This is a genomic window from Veillonella ratti (assembly GCF_003992115.1).
Taxonomy (GTDB): Bacteria; Bacillota; Negativicutes; order Veillonellales; family Veillonellaceae; genus Veillonella_A; species Veillonella_A ratti.
Map to the genome: position 1 here is coordinate 53,593 of NZ_RQUX01000009.1, position 21,436 is coordinate 75,028.

The window sequence follows — 21,436 nt, forward strand, 5'->3', positions numbered from 1 at the left end:
ATTTTTCTGCTAATATTTAGCCGAATAAACTCATTTGTTCATCTTCCGGTAAATCTTTAAAACAACCTAAATCTCGCATAGTTGCGATAATACTGCCGGAAACCTTACAACGACGTTGTAAATCCTTAACTGATGTAAACGGTTTTTCTTTTCGTTCTGCCACAATCATATCCGCTACTTTTTCACCCAAGCTGTCCACAGCCAAGAACGGCGGCAATAAAGCACCATTATGAATAGTGAAACGACGGGCTTCTGAGTAATTAAGATCAGCCACTAAGAAATCAAAACCGCGCTGCTTCATTTCCATGGAAACTTCCAACGCACTCATCATGTCTTTGTCTTTATTCGAAGCCTTACGGTCCAGTGCTTTCAAACGATCAAATTCGGCACGCTGTTCAATGAGTGAACTTGCCATAATTTTCATGTCATACGCTTTGGCACGAATCGAGAAATAAGCGGCATAGAATGCCAGCGGATAGTTGATTTTAAACCACGCAATGCGGAACGCCATCATAACATACGCTACCGCATGGGCACGCGGGAATAAATAGGAAATCTTATTACAAGACTCAATGAACCATTCCGGAATACCACCGGCACGCATCTGTTCTTCATAATCCGTTTCTTTTTGCCCTAATTTATTCAACTTATCAATCTTCTTGCCCTTACGCACATTTTCCATGACTTTAAAGCAAGTAATTGGCTTAATGCCGCGATGCATCAAAAAGTTCATGATGTCATCACGGGTGGAAATGGCTTCATTCAATTGGCAAGTACCATTTTTAATTAAAGTTTGCGCATTATCAAGCCATACATTCGTACCATGGGAAAAACCGGAAATACGTACTATGTCGGAAAAACATTTCGGTTTGGAGTCTTCCAACATACGCCGTACAAAGCCGGTACCACATTCCGGTACGGCCAAGGAGGCCACTTTATCGCCCATCAGCTGCTCCGGTGTTAAACCGATAGCTTTAGTGGACGAGAACAAGCTGAGTGTTTCCGGATCGTCAAATGGAATCGTTTGAACGTCGATACCGGTTATATCTTCCAACATACGTATAATTGTCGGATCATCATGGCCCAGAATATCGAGCTTCGTCATACAACCTTCAAAGGAGTGATAATCGAAGTGAGTCGTAATAATGCCACTGTCTTTTTTATTGGCCGGATATTGCACCGGTGTGAACTCATGCACATCCATATCGCGCGGACAAACCATGATGCCCCCCGGATGCTGACCGGTTGTATTTTTTACACCCGTTACGCCTTTGGCCAAGGATTCCAAAAAGCCTTGACGAGCTTGAATATCATTTGCTTCCGCATATTTTTTAACATAACCGATTGCTGTTTTTTCAGCAATCGTACCGATTGTGCCGGCGCGGAATACATTATCGCGACCAAACAATTCTTCCGTGTATTTATGAGCACGCGGCTGATAATCACCAGAGAAGTTAAGGTCAATATCTGGTACCTTATCGCCATTAAAGCCCATGAATATGGCAAACGGAATATCATGACCGTTAGTGTGAAGCGGCGTACCACATTCCGGACAATTCTTGCGCGGCAAGTCAAAGCCACCGGCATATTCACCCTTGGTAAAAAATTCACTATGTTTACATTTCGGACAAATATAATGCGGCGGTAACGGATTTACTTCCGTAATATCCGCCATAGTCGCTACAAACGAGGAACCTACGGAACCACGGGAGCCTACCAAATAACCGTCATCCAAGGACTTACGCACCAGTTTATGCGCAATATAATATAACACGCCGTAACCGTTGCCGATAATACGCGTCAACTCATAATCGAGTCGCTCCGCTACTACATCCGGCAAAGGATCGCCGTAGATTTCTTTGGCCTTTTTATAACACATTTCCGTCAATGCATTATCGGCCCCTTCAATCTTAGGGGAATATGTTTTGCCCTGCGGTACCGGTTGCAAAGATTCAATACTGTCATTAATCATGCGTGAGTTGGTAACTACCACTTCATAGGCTTTCTCTTCGCCTAAGTATTTAAATTCTTCCAACATTTCATCGGTAGTACGCAAGTATAACGACGGCGTCCGTTCAATATCTTTAAAACCGGATACAGTCAACATAATTTGGCGATATATTTTTTCATCATTATTCAGATGATGCACGTCACAGGTAGCAACTACAGGCTTATTCAATAATTCGCCAAGTTCTACAACCTTTTTATTAATGTCAATCAGATATTGCTCGTCATGAATTTTTTCACCGGTTTTACGGTCATACATTAAAAATTGATTATTTTCCAATGGCTGGATTTCCAGATAATCGTAGAAAGAGGCTATTTCCAATAATCGTTCCTGCGACTCACCTTTAATGATGGCACGAATCAGCTCACCCGCTTCACAAGCGGACCCGATAATGATACCTTCACGATGGTCTTCAATAACAGCACGCGGTAAACGAGGACGACGTTTGTAGTACTGTAAATGGGAAATAGAAATCATTTTGTATAAATTACGAAGCCCTACCCGATTTTTGGCTAATAAAATAATATGCGCGCGGGTATCATTTTCTTCATCTTCAATCAAATACCCTTCCACGCCGTAAATCACTTTAACGCCTAATTTACCGGCTACTTCCTGCGCTTCCGGGAAAGCCTGAATGACGCCATGGTCGGTAATAGCTACCGCCGGATGACCCCAGGCTTTTACCGTTTGTAATAACTCTTTCACATTAACTAAAGCATCGCGGTCGCTCATTTTCGTATGAAGATGGAGTTCTACGCGAGAATCTTCACGATTTTCCGTGCGTTTAGCGCCGCTTTCCAACTGTTGAATGCTACGCAATACCAGCGTATAATCGCGTTCGAATTTATCATCATAATGAACATCGCCTTGTACGCGAACGGCTTTGAGACCATTCATCGTTTTAAGGAGCTCTTCGCCCTCTTCAGCGGTATCCGTAAACTTGGCAAAACGAATACTGTTTGTGGCATCTACAATATGCCCCTTAATAAGACCTTTACCGGTTTTCGTTTCAATCATTTCAAGGGACACAAAGATGCCTTCAAAAACGACGCCGTTTACTTCTTCATTAACCGAAGAAATACTAACCGGTTCGCCGTGAATAGCCGGTCCCAAAATCATGCCCGGATCGGTCACATCACGTTTAAAGCTACGTCTTCGTTTTCCGCTATACTGAAAACCACCGCCTGCCTGCGCATCTACCGGTGTAGTCTTAGCCGGTACATAGTTGCACTCTACCGGTTCGTCATACATGCTGATAGGCGCATCCTCTTTTAAAGCAAAGGGAAAGTCGTATTCATCAAAGCCCGGCGGCATATCTTCTTCCTGATGGTTAAATTCATCAGGACTTTCATGCTCAGACGCCTGAAAAATTTCATCCCAATACTTTTGATCCAACGCATCCTCAGGGATTTCAATCTCTCCGGGATCATCCATATAGTACTCTTCCGGTGTATGATCATGAATCGGTGCCGTAGCATAGCCATAGAATAAAGTATCAGCATCATCGGAAGCCAGTTGCCTTACGGGAATCTGCTTTATCTGATACCATTCTTCCAGTTTATTCTGTAACTCTTTAAATGCATCCGGTTGGGACAGTACATTTTTAATTTTTACTGTTTTATCATTGATTTCAATCATCAGTGCCGTCCGTTTACGTCGTTTTGGCACTATATGATATCGTACTTTCATGTCTATCCTTCCTTCAAATTTTTAAAACTCATTGTATTACTCCGACTTAGCGGATTCACTGTTGTCGGTTTTTGTTTTTACATCCTTTTTATCAGCGTCCTTTGCCCCATCCTTACCATCTTTAGCGGTTTCTTTAGCCGGTTTTACAACATAAGTCGTTACCGGATCATAGGTGGAGTTAAAGGAGTCAGTTTTGGTGCGGCCGTCTTTGTACGTAATATGTACCGTCGTATCCACACTAAGGCCTGCATGCCCTTCGTTCGTTGTTTCCTTGGTCACCGATGGATCGATACGAGTTTCCACTTTATTCGGAATTGTCTGCTCATTGCCCACTGTAATAGATACTGCTTGCGGTTCATCCGCCGCAAAACCTAAGATACTAATAGTTAAAGTATCGCCGGATGTATGAGCCAACACATAAATCGGATGGTCATAGGGATTTTTGAAAATAAAATCTAAATAACCGTAAGCCACTGTAGCATCACGACCGGCCGCCATGTAACCTACCGGTGCAAAATGCGGCGTCCGTTCTACAATATCCATCCCCGCCAATAAAGCACTATTGAAAAGCGTGGAACTAACTTGGCAAATACCGCCGCCAATACCGGGCACTAATTTACCGTCCATAAATACCGGTGCATCATCGTACCCCGCTTCGGCCGTGCGTTCACCGACTATATCATTAAATGAAAAGTTTTGGTGCGGCATAATCACCACATTATTAATTTTATCGGTAGCAATTTGAATATTATGGGTACGACTTACATCACCGGAGTTAAAAGTAGTGGAATACGTTCCCAATACAGTATTAATCCCTTTTAATGTTTCAGCCGTGATCTTTGGCTTAGCCTGATTGTCGATGACCAATTCAAAACCGGATACTTCACCTTTAGCAAGCTTTTCCTGTAAACTAGCCACTGTCTTAGCAATATCGAGACGTTTCCCCGGTACTTCCGGATGCAATACGACTTGTCCGTTTTCAACTGTCAAATAAGCATCATGACCGGTATAACCGATTTCTTTACTATAAGTCTGCAATAAGGCTTCTAATGCCGGTACGTTCACATCATATACGATAGCTTTAGATACCGGTGCCATCAATGCATGCCAGCGATTCGTAATATATTCTTCCATAGAAGGCTCATAACCGTATGTCATAAGGCTTTCAATTGTTTTATCTACATTCGGCTTTACCCCGATATCTTTTAAAGCTACCGTGGTTTCTTTGCCATCCTGCCATTTGACCTTCATATGAGTCGGTCCCTTAGCCGCTTCAGCCTCAATAATATCTGCCAACTCTTCTTTATTGGCTTGGGACACATCACGTTCACCTAAATACATGCCTTGAATAACATTGCCTGTAGGATATAAAAAGGCGCCCGTACTTAATGAAATTAAACCTAACACCACACCGGCTACAATGCCGACTTTTTTCTTCATTCAACAACACCCCGCTGCCTATAACCAGTAATGAGTAAAACCCTGTAACTTTCTATGGGTAATCCCTAGGACTTGCAATAGGCTAAACATAAATCTTTAAAATAAGATAAGTCACCCTCACCGCGACGACTGTTGCGCATAACTTCATAGAGACCACGCAACAATTTGGCTAAGGCTCGCACTGAAACGTTCCTTTGCCTGTATGCCAAAGTAATAGGATACGGTTTCGTAGAGGACTCGTACTTTTTAAATAAATCCTGTACCTCCCGTTCCGATAATCCCGTACCTTTGCATTCGCTAACCATCAGCTGCAAACGCAATTGGCCTTCAATATATGACATGGCTCGTTCCGATTCTTTGTTTTGAAGCATAAAAGGAAACAAAGCCAATAAGGTAGCTGCATCTTTTTGCAGTAATGCCTCTTTGAATAAAAAGATATTTTTTGCTCCATAATCACTGCCATTATGAATTAAAAAATCCTGCGTTATTTTGCCTTTCGGCGGCAATAAGAGAAAATAACGGTCAAATTCCGTTCGCAAAAAGCTGACCGGCACATCTTGCCACAATTCCAATAAATGCTTCATATATTCCAAGCCGTCCATCGTTATGGTAAAACCATTTTGCTTACAATAGGACTGCAACCATTGGACTATTTCCTCTTTTTTTAAACGCATGCAGGCCACATTCGTAATCTTTTTTAAAAACTCACTGTTATGCTTAGTCCGCTTATCTATCGTATCATGATATAGAATTAACACCGGATTGGCACCTTCATAAGTAATCAATAAATTATACAATTGTTGCCACTCATCACTAACCTTTTTATTCGGCTTTACAAAAATAGGCGGATTGATTAAACAATATAAAGTTGGTTCACCAAATAGCGAATCTTCGCTTAACTTTTCACAAATTCGCCCCGGTCCAACTTCATCATTTAAAGACTGCACCGCCAAATCCTTGTATTTAGTTAAAAATTCGCGTTTCTTTTCATCAATGAGCTGTGACTCATCACCATAAAGTAGCAAAATTGCCATAGCCCCTCCTACAATAAAAAATCCGGGACAACACGTGTGCCCGTAATATATCTGGTTGAATCTGCCGGATCTACATCAGCGTACTTGCCGGAGCTCGGCCAATATACAATGGCAATCGGACCTGACGGGCCGTCATCCCCCCTTGATGCTGTAGCACTGTTGGTAGTTCCTACAATATATTGTTTCGTCTCTATTAATTTTAGATTGTTTTCGCTAATTTGTCCATTACCGAATAGGAATCCTCCCCTTGGTCCTTCTACCAAAATCTGTTTTGGATACTCCCTAACAATCTTGTCGAAATCTGCACTATTACGCCCTATATAAGTATCTTGATTGATATCGCTTTTATGTATTGCACTCACAGGAAATTCCAAGCTATGCAGTAGGGTTATGATACTTTTTTCATTACCTTCATATACCTCTTGCATTATAACACCATTGAGGCGTTCAATACCAAAATAATGAACACTGTTAACTATGGAGCTTCGCGTCATATTCGATACGCTTTTACCGCCTGTAGTCACATATAAAAAAGCTTTAGCAGTTTTTAACGGCTCCTCTTTAATGACTAAAAAAGCAGCCCCTCTATTAACCGGAATCGTATGAATAAAAACTTGTTCACCGGACAAATGAATCAGAGGCAAGAAAAGAACAATAAACAACAAGCTCATTGTGATGTTTTCATAAAAAAGCGAGCGAACCCTCCATTCACGCATAATAGCATATAATTGACGACAACCTAGAACATATATAGTGCCAAGCCACACCGGCAATGCCCCTAGCCACATAACCGCACCCGGCAATGAAGCAATCGTAAAGTTTAAAAAGAGTGATAACCGCAAAAGGAGACCCAGCAAATACCATAAACTGCCTACTGGAATTAACCAGTGTAAAAGCAACAGCACGGCAGTAGCCAATATGGCTAAATCCAATAAAGGTCCGACAATAACAGCCGCCAAAAAGGAACCGTAACCCATAAGATGAAAATAATACAGTTGCAACGGCCAAATTAAAATTTGCGCACTAAGGCATAAACTGATGGGCCCCATAATATAGGGCCATCCTTTGGGCAAACGCTGATACAAAGTGCGACTGAAGAGTAATATGCCATATGTGGCACCTAAGGAGAGTTGAAAACTGATATCCAAGAACAAAAGCGGTTCATAAGCCAACATAAGTGCCGCACTTATATTCAGGGCCTGCCGGCTATGATACACATCGCCTCGAATTAGACCAATTCCCATAATAATCCCCATGACAGCAGAACGCACCACGGGCGGATTGAACCCCACAATAGCACAATATAATATAACAAATGCGATGGCACCGTAAGTCGCTTTTTTCTTGGGTACCCCCATAATGTGAGCAACAACAAACACAAACCCGAATAATAGGGCTACGTGAGAGCCGGATACAGATAAGATGTGGATTAACCCCGTTTTGGCAAACAAATCCATAACAGATGCATCAATAGCTCCATAGCCTCCACCAAGTAATAAACTCTGTCCTACGGCAGCCATTTCACCGGGCAAATTAGCATCTATCTGATTCATCAGTTGCCAACGGGCCACCCCCAATAGATAATCGACTCTATTTTCAATACGTTCATACCATGTAGGGGTTACCTTACTATCAAAGCTTACGAATGCCCCCTCATATAGATTGCCTACGCGATGCGCTGTAAGATAACGAGGGCGCAAATCGATTCGACCTTCTTCGGGAGCCTGTAACAGTTTACTCGTTCTGCCTTTTACCATCACATATTGACCGGGCAAGATAGGTTTTGCCTTCATAGCTTCGGTAGGCTCCACATATACCATAAGCTCACCGTCCGCCTTTAACGGCTTTGACTCCGTGGCTTCTTTTTTTGGTATCATAGTAATTAAATCACCTTCAAAGCGCAGAAATTCTTTATCTTGCAGAACAACTGATTCCGGTAAATTCATAACACGAACTGTATAAGTTCCTTCAGCTCCCAAATAGTAAGGGTTAACCTCATAATACTCATCAATCTCGCTTTCTGTATGATAGTATTCCATACTCGCTAAAACCAATAACAAACCAACGATAATAGCTTGTACATAAGTAGAGGTAATCCCTTGACGCACCATGTTAGCAGCACTCATAGCAGGATTCGCATAGATATAACTTTGCTTCTTGTTTTTATCTCGCCGCTGCCAAATCAGCCAAATGAAATACCAAATACTACAGAGAAACACAATCATCGGGTTAGTGAATTCATAGCGTTGTCCATAGGCCGTCACAATTCCCCAAGCCGGCGCCAGCCATAGTATTGCGCCCCATTCCGTATAAGTAAAAAAATATAGTACCTTTTTACCTAGCGCTACAATTTTCTGCCATGATATTTGCTCACCCATATTACTCCTCATACATATAAACGTTTCAGACTTCAATTTAGCTCCAAATTTTTTATAATTTTTCATAAAAAATTTCTTTGTCATATCCGGTATTAGCAAAAAAACTTATTTATTTAAATTTTTATCTGTACAAAACATAGCGCTTAAACTATGATGTTTAAATCATTTTACTTAAATCGTGTTGCTCAAATGGTAATATGTGGTGCCAATTTCTTAAACGTAGCGTCCCCAATTCCTTTTACCTTTTTAAGATCTTCAATCGCTTTAAAAGGTCCCGATTGTTCCCGATAAGCAATAATCTTCTTAGCCGTGCCCGGCCCCACACCGGATAATTTAGTCAATTCCTGCTCCGTCGCCGTATTAATATTTATCTTTTGTCGCCGCAAAAGTTCTTCCGGGTTTCCCATGAAATTAAATGTCACATGGATATGACTGCCGCTGGTTGCAGCTTCCGCCAAATTTAAGGTATCCACCGAAGCATACGGTAATAAACCGCCCGCCCCTTGAATAGCATCGCCTACGGTTTCCCCTTCGCGTACTTTGTATAATCCGGGGGTCTCCACAGCTCCCGTTACATAAACAAACTGATTATCGCCACCGGAATTGTTATTGAAATCACTGTTACGATTGTCCTTCGAAGTGCTAATAGAATGGTCACTTCCTTTACTACTGTTTATTAGCGAACTATCGGCTTCCCCATCATTAGCACGCCTATTTGCAGCTGTAGAAGCAGCCACCGCATCGGATGTATTCATTTGCTCCGATGAATCTGATATAATAGGCCTTAGCACCACTAAATATAAAAATATAGATATAGCTAAAAGTAACCATACTTTTTTATGCTTTTGTAGCTGTTCCATCACAAACCCCTCCCAAAACTTAACTTTATATTCTTAGTTAGGGTTTCGTGATTGAAAATATAAGTCCTACTTAATTCCACCACTGGTGCGCATACGCACTAATGGTATGAGTAAGTAAATATAAGAATCATAAAATTTCGTATGGACACAGTAATAGAAAGGATGTATTTTATGGAAACAACTCGTTTAAAAAATTATGCCCACGCTCTTTTAACAACCGGCGTAAACCTTCAAAAAGATCAAACCTTAGTTATCAATGTAGATGTAGAAAACAGTGACTTCGCCCTAATTGTAACTAAGGAAGCCTATGCGCTAGGTGCTAAAGAAGTTGTAGTAAATTGGCGTTCCACCGAAATTGGTAAAGAACGACTCCTTCATGCGCCGGAAGATGTATTATCCAATCCGGCCCCTTGGATTCCTACCTATTATCAAACCTATGTAGATAGAGGTGCCGCCTTTTTATCTCTCATCAGTGCTAATCCGAAAGCATTAGCCGGTGTTCCATCGGAACGCATCGCTATGCAATCACGCAACTTAAATAAAGCGCTTGCTTTCTATCACGAAGCCATCATGGATTCCACCCTAACCTGGTGCGTGGCCTCTGTGGCGACCTTACGTTGGGCTGAACTACTAGGCTTCACCGGTACCGATTCTGAAAAACTCGATGCCTTATGGTCTGAAATTTTCACGCTCTGTCGTCTTGAAAACGTAGCTGACGAAGAAACCTTACCAAAACATTTAGAACGCCTTGGCCATCGCACCAAAGCCATAAATGACTATCATTTTAAAACACTTCATTACACATGTTCCAACGGAACCGACTTACGTATTGACCTACCTAAAAATCATTTGTGGCAAGGCGGTGCAGAGGCTGCTAAAAACGGCACCATCTTCGATGCCAACATTCCAACCGAAGAAGTATTCAGTGCCCCTCAATACAACGGCGTTAACGGCGTTGTTTACAGCACAAAACCGCTTATATATCAGGGCAATGAAATTAACGAATTCCATTTTACTTTTGAAAACGGTAAAATCGTCGACTACGATGCAAAAGTTGGTAAAGAACATCTTAAACACCTCATCGAAACCGACGAAGGCTCTGCTTATTTGGGCGAAGTGGCTCTCGTAGACCACTACTCGCCAATCAGTCAATCCAATCGTGTTTACTTCGAAACACTATATGATGAAAACGCCTCCTGCCACCTGGCTATCGGTGCGGCTTACCCAACCTGCCTTGCCAACAGCGACGGTATGAGCAAAGAAGAACTGAAAGCTGAAGGCTTGAATGATTCCTTGACCCACGTCGACTTCATGATTGGACATGAAGATATGAATATTGAAGGAACGACGTTTGAGGGGGATGTTGTTCAAGTCATGAAAAGCGGAAGGTTGTTAATATAAGGCCTCGCCCTTTTGGCGCTCAAGAGCTTAATCGGACAGTTTGCTTGAGCCTTTTTGCCAAAGAAAGAGCGGCAGCACCTCTCGCAACCGTCCTCTATAAGCTTACGAGGACAAAATAAATAAAGAAAAAGCATTAGTAACCTCTCCTCCCAGGCTCTACAGAGCAAAGGTCGTTCAAGGTTACTAATGCTTTTTCTTTGTTATATAGTGCTATACTCCTACTTAAACTCGCCCTCGTAAGCTTCTAAGAACGGAATCTTATGAAATAACTTCCGCTCTTTCTTTTAAAATAGTACTACACTCCATACTCAACCTTCCGATTAGGCTCATAAGTGCAATAAGCAGGCGAGGCCATTATATTAACAACCGCCCGAGAACATGATAGAAAAAATCCCCCTCGTCCGTCGCCCCTTCAAGAATAGAGAGGTAACGCACGAGAGGAATTTAACAATTCATTCTCTCTCCTCCCACATTAGCGCTGTAGTGCGCTTTGTTTTTCTTAGTAATTTCTTCTCCTCTCTTCCTCCGATATTAGCGGTGGAGCGCGTTTTGGGTCTTCTTGCTATGGTATTATACATAAAACGGGCAGTTTCACCGCACGCAGTTATTAATAATATAGCCCGCCAGCTCTTAATGTGATTGTAGTTCTAAAAACAGACAGACCAATGGAGTTATAGATTGCTAATAATGTAGCTCGCCATGTGTTCCCTCTTCATTCCCCAATTAGCCGTATAACGCGCGATTTTTCTTTTTGACGGTTTATTGCTTATAGAACAGACGCAGTCAGGCAAGGCTCAATCGTTTTTATTCAAGTGATATTGCCTGCTGTTTATTTAGCTCAAGTATTGCTCAGACACAAAAAAACAGACTAACAAGGTTGAACGACTTTTTTCGTAAGAAAACCTGAGTGAGACCTTGTTAGTCTGTTTTAAATCTTTATTAATATGAACAGAATAAAACAGCAGGCAATAAACTATTAAAAATGATGACCGCCTGACTGCCCTGTTTTTTGCAATACCGTGCAAGAAGAAACCACGCGCTACACGCTAATATTTACCGTGCGCCCTGTCGGTATATACTCTGTTATCTGCACACCCGCGGTTCTAAGCATTCGTTTCGAGGCAATAACTTCCGCCGTGTCTTTGTATTTATCCTGCCAATAAATCACTTCGCGAATGCCGCTTTGTATAATCGCTTTAGCACATTCATTACAAGGGAATAAGGTGACATAAATCTTACTGCCTTCCAACGAACCGCCGCGATAGTTTAAAATGGCATTTAATTCACTGTGAACGATGTAAAAATATTTATTATCGTGGTCTGCATCTCGTCCCCAAGCGAATTCATCATCGCTGCAACCAAGTGGCATACCGTTGTAACCGATGGATAAAATCTTGTTATCCTGACTAACGATACAGGCACCGACCTGTGTATTCGGATCTTTGGAACGCTGAGCTGCCAAGATGGCTACGCCCATAAAATATTCATCCCAACTAATATAGTCACTGCGTTTAGGCATATGACACCTCCTCATTATGCTATAAATGATATTGTTTACATAACTAATGAGCTACTTAAATAATATTGTTTCACCTATATCGGACTATCAAACTTAAGCTTTATACAGAAATATGCACAATTTAAAATTTAAATTGTGCATATTATCTCATACCATTCTACTAATTATTTAACAACAATATTCACAATTTTATTTGGAATAATGATGACTTTAGCTACGGTTTTACCGTCTGTAAATTCTTTTACACGATCAAGGGCCAATGCCTGGGCTTCTAAATCGGCTTTAGGCATATCTACTGGAATCGTCATTTTATCACGTACTTTACCGTTAACTTGTACGGCGATTTCAACTTCATCGATTACAAGGGCCGCTTCTTCATAAATTGGCCAATCTTGCTGATGGATGCTACCGCTTTTACCTACTTCATGCCACAACTCTTCCGTGATATGAGGTGTGAACGGAGCTAACATGAGCAATAATTTTTCAACTAATTCATGAGCCAAATCAGCCTGTACGGAGTCATGGCTGTCTTTAAACTGATACATAGCATTAACTAATTCCATAATGCTGGAAATAGCTGTATTAAAGTTGAATTTACCGTCAAGATCTTCCGTTACTTTTTTAATAACGCGGTGTAACTCACGACGAAGGGCGAATTCATCTTTCGATAATTTTTCACTATGACCGGCTTTAGCCAATTCTTGGTACGCATCAACGATTCGCCATACACGATTCAAGAAACGATAAGAACCTTCTACGCCTTCATCGCTCCAGTCGAGGTCACGTTCTACCGGTGCCGCGAAAAGGATGAAAAGACGAGCCGTATCGGCACCGTATTTAGCCACGATTTCTTCAGGGGATACAACATTGCCCTTAGATTTGGACATTTTGCTGCCTTCTTTAAGTACCATACCCTGAGTCAACAAACCTTTGAACGGTTCGTCATAGCTTACAAGGCCAAGGTCATGTACTACTTTTACGAAGAAACGAGAATATAATAAGTGCAAAATAGCATGTTCGATACCGCCGATGTATTGGTCTACATCCATCCAGTAATCAGCCAATTTCTTATTAAACGCTTCTTTATCGTTACGAGCATCGGTATAACGAAGGAAGTACCAAGAGGAATCGATGAATGTATCCATAGTATCGATTTCACGACGAGCTTCGCCACCACACTTAGGGCAAGTGGTTTTTACGAAGTTTTCAGACGTAGCCAACGGCGAAATAGCACCTGCATCAAAGGTAACATCTTCCGGCAAACGAACCGGCAATTCTTCTTCAGGCACGAGTTGTTCGCCGCATTTATCGCAGTATACAACCGGAATTGGCACGCCCCAATAACGCTGACGGGAAATCAACCAGTCGCGCAAACGATAGTTAACCATCTTACGGCCTATGCCGCGTTCTTCTAAGTTTTTGATAATAGCTTCGCGGGCTTCTGCAGAAGTCATACCGTTGTATTCTTCGGAATTAATAAGGATGCCGTCTTCATGAGCTTCCGTTTGCCATTCGTCAAAAGTTAAGCTGTTATCTTTGTTCTGAACAACCGGTAAAATCGGCAAATTGTATTTGCGGGCAAATTTGTTATCGCGTTCATCATGAGCCGGCGAACCCATAACGGCACCGGTACCGTAATCAACGAGTACATAGTTGGCAATCCAAATAGGGATATCTTTACCGGTCATTGGATGTTTGGCATAAGCGCCGGTGAAAAGACCTTCTTTTTCAACATCCGTAGAGGTACGGTCGATTTCGTTCAAATTGCGTACTTTGTGAATGAATGCGTCCAATTCCGCTTTATTCGGTTTATTGGCAATTAATTCTTCTACATACGGATGTTCCGGAGCCAATACGATATAGGAAACACCGTAAATCGTATCAACACGAGTTGTATAGACTTCAATATTTTTATTGATTTCAGGGATTTCAAAAGCGAACTGTGCCCCTTCACTGCGACCAATCCAGTTTTTCTGCATTGTTTTAACGCGTTCAGGCCAATGATCGAGTTTATCCAAATCATTTAATAAACGATCTGCATAGTCTGTAATCTTTAAGAACCACTGTTTAAGGTCTTTCTTTTCAACCTTGTTGTCACAACGCCAGCAAAGGCCGTCAATAACCTGTTCGTTAGCAAGCACTGTATGACAATGTTCACACCAGTTTACTTTGGCTTCTTTTTTGTAGGCCAAGCCTTTTTTATAAAACTGTTGGAATAACCACTGCGTCCAACGATAATAATCTTCTTTGCAAGTAGCCACTTCGCGGTCCCAATCATAGGATAAACCGAGCTCTTGCTGCTGACGTTTCATATTAGCAATGTTTTCATAGGTCCATTTGCTTGGTGCAATGCCATGTTTGATAGCCGCATTTTCAGCCGGCATACCGAAGGCATCCCACCCCATTGGATGAAGCACGTTGAAGCCCTTCATTTTTTTGAAGCGAGCTACTACATCACCAATGGAGTAGTTACGCACGTGACCCATATGTAAATTCCCCGATGGATATGGGAACATTTCGAGTACATAATATTTTTCTTTACTTTCATCATAGTCGGTCTTAAACGTATTGTGTTCAAGCCAATACGATTGCCATTTCTTTTCAATGTCCTGGGCTACATATTTTTCGTTCATGCCACAGCCTCCTCAAACTCAAATTCCTCAAGTCTATACCGTTTTATTTTATCTTCAAGTCTTAAATTTTATTATATTACTATTATAACAATACCGTCAACATGGGATGTGTTACGATTCTTTTGTTACCGCCACTTTCGTAGAACTAGAACCGGTAACAGCAACACCCGTTAAAGTAGCACCGGTTGGTACTGTATCGGCCGTTTCACCACCGCTAGTAAAAGGATTAGCTCCGGCATTCTGCTTAGTCGCAGCCGATTCGTTGCCATTAAAGCTAGGCAATTTAGTAATCTTTTTAGCCGTACCGTGTGGCACATTCTTTGCCGGCACCGCATCATTGTACATAAATTGACGGAAAGATGAAGTTTCAAAACCTTTGCGCCAAGCCGCAAAGCCCGCTAATTTAAGTTCACTCATGAGCTCACGCTTGTAAGCCATAGATGCTTCGTCTTCAAACCACACTTCGGAAATGGTAGCCGACTTATTCCGTAAGCCACCGGCAATTCTCGGCTCTTTACCGGTTTCCGCATAAGCCAATAATTGCTCACCTAATTCATCATTACCGAATCGTAAATAGTGCAATTTCAAATCATCATCCCACTGCACTCTATCAGTATAAGTAGCTTTTAATTCCTCTGCTTCCCTCATAGTAAGCGTACGACTCTTAGCTTTACCGTAGGTAACTTTGCCTTTATCATCTACGGAAATAGTACGCTGCCATACACGCATATAATACGGTATGCCGAGGACGATTTTTTCAGGTGAAACATCGCGGGTAAGCGCTGTAGCATTGCGTTTTACCCACGGATAGCTGGCAACCGGGCCCGCTTCCGGACTAGATGCCCACACTTCGTCATAGGCCATGAGCACCATATAATCGAGGACTTTGCCTAAATTCTTACGGTCGTATACCATGGACCAGTTTTCACTATCCGAATAACCCGTTACATCCATGGAAACATAGATATTAAACTGATGGAGACGTTGTGTAAGGTATGTTACAAAACTCGTAAGTTTTGCTTTATCTTTATAATGCACGTCTTCAAAATCCAAATTATAGCCGTCATAACCATAGGTCAACGCATAAAGAACCATATCATCCGCAATGGTTTGCCAGTATTTCTTGTCATTTAAGATTTTACTTGTTAAATCCGGATCAAACTGATTCGTCACCAACGGCCATACACGATACCCTTCATCTTTATAGGTATTGGCGTACGTCAGGCTTACGCCATTTTTAACAGCCAAGCCTTTTTCAGACAAATCAAACCATGTTGGCGAAACAACGGAGGTACCGCTCTTCGCTACCGGAACCCCATAAGAAGCAGACACAGTAGGATCGAATACCCATGCCAAAGAACCTTTTATTTCCTTACGAGTTGGAATATCTAAAGCCCCTAAGGGTGCCTTCAATTCAATCCCCGTCTTTGTACGAATCGCCTGTACGCCAAGGAGCGGTGATGTGGCACTCATGTCTACATAAGTTATTCCGTTGCGATCTATCGTAGCCAATTGAATGGTACGTACACCGTTACGGCGATCGCCGTTATAGCTCATGTCACCGGCACGACGAGGCGCCGGCAAAGCAATATACGCCTTGTTGTTTTTTATACTGATAGTATTTAAATTTACCGTCTGATATACGCTTAAAGGGATAAATATATGGCCGTCTTCCACGATAGCCAATTCCCCCGCATCACTGGTCTGACCAGCCAATGTACGAATAAAAATAGGTTGCACCGATTCCGTGCCGCTAAGGTCATGGCCGGCCTCCTTAGAAACCGTTACTTTACCATTAGTAGTAGCTTGTGGTGCTTTATATTTTACAGAGTTATCTATTTTGATTAAACTGCTGCTTTCTTTAGTCACTTCAATCGATGCCGCCTGCGCGCCGGTGGCGGAAAGCATCACTAACGCTGCCAATACGGCACGTGTCAAAATTTGCTTCATATACATCCTTTCTTTTATATAGTAAATTTCATTTTTTATGAGTTTGCTTAGCTTTAATAGACTTTTCTTTATTTTCAGCTGTTTTTACTCAACCTTAACAGTCTTCTTGGGTACTTTTACTCGACAATATATGTTTCATAGGCCCCCAATAGTTGCAAAGACGTGGCCAATTCTTTAAGTTCAGCCAGCGCCTCCGAAATTTGAGTCCCATTATCTAATATCTGAAGATCAAGGAAAAATTTATATTCACCAAGACGTCCCTTGGTCGGACGCGATTCGATTTTAACCAAATTGATTTGCCGTTTGGCAAAAATCCCTAAACATTCCCACAAGGACCCAGGACGCAAGCCTTCCAATTCACATTGTAAAGACACCTTCCCCGTTGTCATAGAGGCGTCAAAAGTTATGTGCGGATTCGGTTTTACCAAAATAAAGCGCGTCAAATTAAGCATATTATCTTGAATTTGATCGGTTAATTTAACCAAGCCGTATTTTGTGCCCATAGCCTCGCCGCCGATGGCTGCTTTGACTAATGACTGTGATTGAGCCACAATATCAGCACCTTGAGCCGTAGAGTCCGTCACAATTTGTTGAGCCTGTTTAGCCTGTTTTTGCAAAAAAACTTTGCATTGTCTCAGTGCTTGCGGATGGGAATAAATAGTGGTTATTTCACTTGCCACACTGCCCGGCAAGCCCCATAAATAATGGCGAATAGGCATGCAGATTTCAGCTCGTATTTCCACGCCGCCGTGTTCTGCCAAATAATCTATTGTCGTCAAAACCGTACCGCCCAAAGAATTTTCGACCGGTACAAAAGCATAATCCACATGTCCCAACATGGCCGCTTCAATAGCTTCATCAATAGTATTCATCGCCTCTTTTTGTATCGTCAATGATTGACACTCACACAGACGATTCAGAGCTTCTTCCGTAAACGTCCCGTGAGGGCCTAAAAATGAAATAGTTATCACTCTTAATCGCCTCCTCCTACGATAATTTTTATTATAACATACCCCCTTTTTATTTGTCATAAGAATGGCGCTCCGTTATAATGAATATATACTATTTATGAGGAGGTAATTATGCATCAATATTTATTTTATATAGGAGACTTTCCGATTCGAGCTTACGGTCTGCTCTTATCCTTAGGTATTTTCTGTGCGGCTGCCGTAGCCTATTATTTATTTAAAAGAGACGGTCGCGGTTGGCATGTTCACATGTTCGACTTCGCCATCACCACCGGCATTGCCGGTATTGTCGGTGCCCGTCTTTGGGATGTATTCTTCTTTGACTGGGATTACTACCAACATCATATCTTGGAAATTCCCTTCGTTTGGCAAGGCGGTATGGCCATTCAAGGTGGCGTTGTGCTCGGTACCTTAGTGGGTATTTGGTATGTAAGAAAACATAATATCGACACCTGGGCCTTTGCCGATGTGTTTGCACCGGCCTTAATTCTCGGTCAGTCCGTAGGCCGCATGGCGAATCTCATGAACGGCGATGCGTTCGGTCACCCCACTGGTGGCAATTTCGGTATTCTCTATCCGGAAACGACGCTCGCCTTCAAAACCTATGGAGCGCAACCTTTATGGCCTGCCGAAATTTGGGAAGGTCAAATCGACATCCTCATCTTCGTGGCACTTCTCTTATTCAATACGGTACCACACAAAAAAGGTCAGACATTCGTACTCTATGCCATCTTATACTCAACAGCCCGCTTCTTCCTCGAGTTTTTACGAGGCGACTATGTAAATCTCACCATGGGCCTCAAGTCGGCACAGATGACTAGTCTTACGGTTATTATTATCGGAATTATCGTCTTTATTTACCTTCAGGTAAAAGGCTCCTATGATACCCATTTGTATGCAGGCGATGGTACTGAAGCTTCATCAGCTACCTCTTCCGCTAAGAAGTCAGAAGATAAGGCAAAACGCAAACGTAAATAATGTACTTACTGTTTTTTCTAAAAAAATAATGGCAGTAACTCAACGACGGATTATCCGTTAATTGAGTTACTGCCATTTTTAAGTTATTCTGTAAATAATATACTATTTTACCTTTTGCCAACCATAGGTAGCCAGCACAAATAAAGTATACACATCGAAGGCAATCATGAAGTACAGGCTATCAGCAATACGCGGAATCATATGCACATGTACTAACCCCAATATAATAGCCACCAAATACAAGCGATGGAGCCAGCGGGCGCCCTTGTGTGAAAACTTTTGGCGCATGGTCAGTCTGATCTTATCAAAAGCTGATTTAGCTGATTTACTTATTGGAGTCAACCATATTATGGCAATAATAAGACCTGCTACAGCCGCTATTAAGGCCCCATCGCCGGTGTATTTGATTTCTTCATGCATAGAAAAAGAAAACATATAATGAACGAGAGCCATTAATAATGTTAAAGGCCCCAATAAGCGATGCCATGTAATAAGCTCCGCCGTATTAAACCAACGTAAGAGCCACTTTGGGCGCGTCATAACATAAACGGCTAATAACCAGCCGACATAAGCAATAACCCCGGCATCATAGACAGTCAAATTGCGTGTTGTTTCAACAACACCTGTATTCATTAGATACACCAAAGGTGCCGATAAAATAAACCATATTATTAACAAGCGCAGCACTTGCATTAAATTCCCCAATTGTACGGCTCCCCTTTATTCTCCCAACACACCAATGCGTTGTAACCAAGTCTGAACAGTCGTTTTAGCTGCATCAGAGTCAGACTCGCTACCGCGAATTGCTAGGCCTTCCAATAAATGCGCCTGTGGGAATTGTTTAGCTAACACAGCTTCAACACTCCCTAAACCAGAACCTTCATGAGTTGTGAATGGAATTACAGTTTTGCCATTCAAATTAACTTGATCGAGGAAGGTGTGAACAACCATTGGATATTCGCCCCACCAGATTGGCGAACCGATATAAATAGTATGATATTGGCTAACATCAGGAATTTGACCTTGAATAGCCGGTCTTTCATTATTAGCTTGTTCCGCCTTCGCTACTTGCGTAGTTTCACGATAATCCGACGGATATTCTTTTACCGGTACAATTTCATACATATCGGCGCCCGTAGCGCTTTGGATGTAATTGGCAATTCGATGTGTGTGACCGATTGGTAATTCACCGACACCATACACACCTTTAGTTCGTGAGAAAAATACGATTAAGCTTCGGTGGTTCCCTTTAGTTGTATCCGTAGTGGACACAACATTACTAGTAGACACGGTTGTAGTACTCTTATCAGTTTTATCATTTGAATAGTTCAGCCAAAACAGACCGGCACCAACAATTACCACTAAAATTGCGAAAATAATTTTCTTAAGATTCATACAAATCCCTCCCATTCTCTCAATATCCCAAAATATAACAGTTCAATACTTTTAGTATCATATATCGCTATTTTTTCGTTGTTATTATATGCCTTAAAGTTAACTTCAAGTCAAGCAAATAGTTCTAAATTTTTAAATTTTTTGAAAAAGTATAATCATCTATTATGATAATATTTTATGAGTATGCTATAATTATTGTGCATAGTAAATTCGTAGTAACCGTTACACCAAAAGGCGTTTACCATGATTGATTTAATCTTATTAGAACAATTAATCGCATTCAATGATTGCGGCACCTTATCTAAAGCGGCAGAACAGCTTAATATATCCCAACCGGCTCTGACGCGAAGCATGCAGCGCTTGGAAGATGAACTGGGCATTCAATTATTTATACGTACGAAGAATCGTATGACTCTTACCGATACCGGTTACTACACCGTATCACAAGCACGCCAATTATTGCGTCATACCGATGATTTTTATCAAAAAATCCATCAATATGCGTTACAACAAGTGGTCTTGTATGTGGGAGCCTCCGCGCCCGGTCCTTTATATAAAGTGGTGTATCGAGCCAAAGAGCGTAAGTTGGAACAAAAACTGACAACAGAAATGGCTGATGATAACGTATTAACCGAAAAACTGTTAAATGAAGAATTTCAACTTGTCATTACCAACAAACCCATAGATAATCCTAAAGTCATATCCAACCTATTCTTTAATGAAGTGTTATATTTAACCGTGCCACCTGACCATCCGTTGGCGGGCCGCGAGTTTGTCACCAAAGAGGATTTAGCCGGTTTAACCATGTTATTACGTACCCAACTCGGTATCTGGGAAGACTTTGTCAACCAATTAACAGAAACAACCTTTATTAAACAAAGTGAAACCGGAGGCATTTAATGCGCTTGTTCAAGCCTCTAACCTACCGAGCTTTGTTACCAATGTAAGCAAACTCAATTGGGCCATACCGGAAAGTCGCCTCAAGCTTCCTATTAAAGAAGATAGTGCCACTATACCGTTTTATATGAATTCTCTCAAAAAACACCGTCATTTAATGGAACAGTTGTTGTAAAAAATTGATTTCAACGCGGCAAAAAACAACTCAAAATGTCCTATAGGCCCAAACCTAAGATATACGCGAAAACGCAATAAAAAAAGAATAACATAAAGAAAAAGCAATCCA

Annotated in this window: 14 protein-coding genes; 3 read left to right on the forward strand and 11 right to left on the reverse strand. The window is 41.6% G+C overall.

Annotation, left to right across the window (positions count from 1 at the left end; genetic code table 11):
* Positions 1-16 precede the first annotated feature (16 nt).
* From EO124_RS05435 to EO124_RS05455, 5 genes are all read right to left on the reverse strand, one after another.
* Entirely contained in the window at positions 17-3,697 is a 3,681-nt protein-coding gene (locus EO124_RS05435) for a PolC-type DNA polymerase III (RefSeq protein WP_127058675.1), read from the reverse strand.
* Between the two features lie 36 nt (positions 3,698-3,733).
* A complete protein-coding gene (locus EO124_RS05440; RefSeq protein ID WP_127058676.1) occupies positions 3,734-5,137 on the reverse strand; it encodes a VanW family protein in 1,404 nt (467 codons plus the stop codon).
* Between the two features lie 65 nt (positions 5,138-5,202).
* Positions 5,203-6,171, reverse strand: coding sequence for a DNA polymerase III subunit delta (gene holA, locus EO124_RS05445; RefSeq protein WP_127058677.1), 969 nt, complete (start codon positions 6,169-6,171; stop codon positions 5,203-5,205).
* Between the two features lie 8 nt (positions 6,172-6,179).
* Complete coding sequence (locus EO124_RS05450) at positions 6,180-8,549, reverse strand: ComEC/Rec2 family competence protein (RefSeq protein WP_164726558.1); 2,370 nt, start codon at positions 8,547-8,549, stop codon at positions 6,180-6,182.
* Positions 8,550-8,734: 185 nt separating this feature from the next.
* A complete protein-coding gene (locus tag EO124_RS05455; RefSeq protein ID WP_127058679.1) occupies positions 8,735-9,409 on the reverse strand; it encodes a ComEA family DNA-binding protein in 675 nt (224 codons plus the stop codon).
* Positions 9,410-9,580: 171 nt separating this feature from the next.
* On the opposite strand from EO124_RS05455, the gene EO124_RS05460 reads away from it, so the two are divergent.
* The gene (locus EO124_RS05460) at positions 9,581-10,810 is read left to right on the forward strand and encodes an aminopeptidase (RefSeq protein WP_127058680.1); all 1,230 of its coding nucleotides are present in this window, start codon (positions 9,581-9,583) and stop codon (positions 10,808-10,810) included.
* A gap of 1,039 nt (positions 10,811-11,849) precedes the next feature.
* On the opposite strand, the gene EO124_RS05465 is transcribed toward EO124_RS05460, so the two are convergent.
* The 4 genes from EO124_RS05465 to pheA form a co-directional block, all read right to left on the reverse strand.
* Positions 11,850-12,329 carry a deoxycytidylate deaminase gene (locus EO124_RS05465; RefSeq protein WP_021841045.1) on the reverse strand — a complete coding sequence of 160 codons (480 nt, stop codon included), beginning with the start codon at positions 12,327-12,329 and terminating at the stop codon, positions 11,850-11,852.
* Positions 12,330-12,493: 164 nt separating this feature from the next.
* Entirely contained in the window at positions 12,494-14,962 is a 2,469-nt protein-coding gene (leuS, locus tag EO124_RS05470) for a leucine--tRNA ligase (RefSeq protein ID WP_127058681.1), read from the reverse strand.
* Positions 14,963-15,073: 111 nt separating this feature from the next.
* Positions 15,074-16,912, reverse strand: coding sequence for a glycosyl hydrolase family 18 protein (locus tag EO124_RS05475; protein WP_164726559.1), 1,839 nt, complete (start codon positions 16,910-16,912; stop codon positions 15,074-15,076).
* Positions 16,913-17,028: 116 nt separating this feature from the next.
* Positions 17,029-17,883, reverse strand: a complete 855-nt coding sequence (pheA, locus tag EO124_RS05480; protein WP_164726560.1) for a prephenate dehydratase — start codon at positions 17,881-17,883, stop codon at positions 17,029-17,031.
* 111 nt (positions 17,884-17,994) lie between these two features.
* Here pheA and lgt point away from each other — a divergent pair, with 111 nt between their 5' ends.
* The gene (gene lgt, locus EO124_RS05485; protein WP_127058684.1) at positions 17,995-18,858 is read left to right on the forward strand and encodes a prolipoprotein diacylglyceryl transferase; all 864 of its coding nucleotides are present in this window, start codon (positions 17,995-17,997) and stop codon (positions 18,856-18,858) included.
* A 102-nt stretch (positions 18,859-18,960) separates the two neighbouring features.
* On the opposite strand, the gene EO124_RS05490 is transcribed toward lgt, so the two are convergent.
* Both EO124_RS05490 and EO124_RS05495 read right to left on the reverse strand, forming a co-directional pair.
* Positions 18,961-19,563 (reverse strand): ferric reductase-like transmembrane domain-containing protein, encoded by a 603-nt coding sequence (locus EO124_RS05490; protein ID WP_127058685.1) that lies wholly within the window; start codon positions 19,561-19,563, stop codon positions 18,961-18,963.
* A 15-nt stretch (positions 19,564-19,578) separates the two neighbouring features.
* On the reverse strand, positions 19,579-20,253 hold the full coding sequence (locus EO124_RS05495) for a flavodoxin (RefSeq protein ID WP_164726561.1): 675 nt from the start codon (positions 20,251-20,253) through the stop codon (positions 19,579-19,581).
* A 243-nt stretch (positions 20,254-20,496) separates the two neighbouring features.
* On the opposite strand from EO124_RS05495, the gene EO124_RS05500 reads away from it, so the two are divergent.
* Positions 20,497-21,153, forward strand: a complete 657-nt coding sequence (locus EO124_RS05500) for a LysR family transcriptional regulator (protein ID WP_127058687.1) — start codon at positions 20,497-20,499, stop codon at positions 21,151-21,153.
* Positions 21,154-21,436 lie beyond the last annotated feature (283 nt).

What these genes read in the sequence shown, in the direction of transcription:
- EO124_RS05435 (WP_127058675.1), bottom strand. Translation starts at nt 3,697, where the DNA reads ATGAAAGTACGATATCATATAGTGCCAAAACGACGTAAACGGACGGCA.
- EO124_RS05440 (WP_127058676.1), bottom strand. Translation starts at nt 5,137, where the DNA reads ATGAAGAAAAAAGTCGGCATTGTAGCCGGTGTGGTGTTAGGTTTAATT.
- holA (WP_127058677.1), bottom strand. Translation starts at nt 6,171, where the DNA reads ATGGCAATTTTGCTACTTTATGGTGATGAGTCACAGCTCATTGATGAA.
- EO124_RS05450 (WP_164726558.1), bottom strand. Translation starts at nt 8,549, where the DNA reads ATGGGTGAGCAAATATCATGGCAGAAAATTGTAGCGCTAGGTAAAAAG.
- EO124_RS05455 (WP_127058679.1), bottom strand. Translation starts at nt 9,409, where the DNA reads ATGGAACAGCTACAAAAGCATAAAAAAGTATGGTTACTTTTAGCTATA.
- EO124_RS05460 (WP_127058680.1), top strand. Translation starts at nt 9,581, where the DNA reads ATGGAAACAACTCGTTTAAAAAATTATGCCCACGCTCTTTTAACAACC.
- EO124_RS05465 (WP_021841045.1), bottom strand. Translation starts at nt 12,329, where the DNA reads ATGCCTAAACGCAGTGACTATATTAGTTGGGATGAATATTTTATGGGC.
- leuS (WP_127058681.1), bottom strand. Translation starts at nt 14,962, where the DNA reads ATGAACGAAAAATATGTAGCCCAGGACATTGAAAAGAAATGGCAATCG.
- EO124_RS05475 (WP_164726559.1), bottom strand. Translation starts at nt 16,912, where the DNA reads ATGAAGCAAATTTTGACACGTGCCGTATTGGCAGCGTTAGTGATGCTT.
- lgt (WP_127058684.1), top strand. Translation starts at nt 17,995, where the DNA reads ATGCATCAATATTTATTTTATATAGGAGACTTTCCGATTCGAGCTTAC.
- EO124_RS05495 (WP_164726561.1), bottom strand. Translation starts at nt 20,253, where the DNA reads ATGAATCTTAAGAAAATTATTTTCGCAATTTTAGTGGTAATTGTTGGT.
- EO124_RS05500 (WP_127058687.1), top strand. Translation starts at nt 20,497, where the DNA reads ATGATTGATTTAATCTTATTAGAACAATTAATCGCATTCAATGATTGC.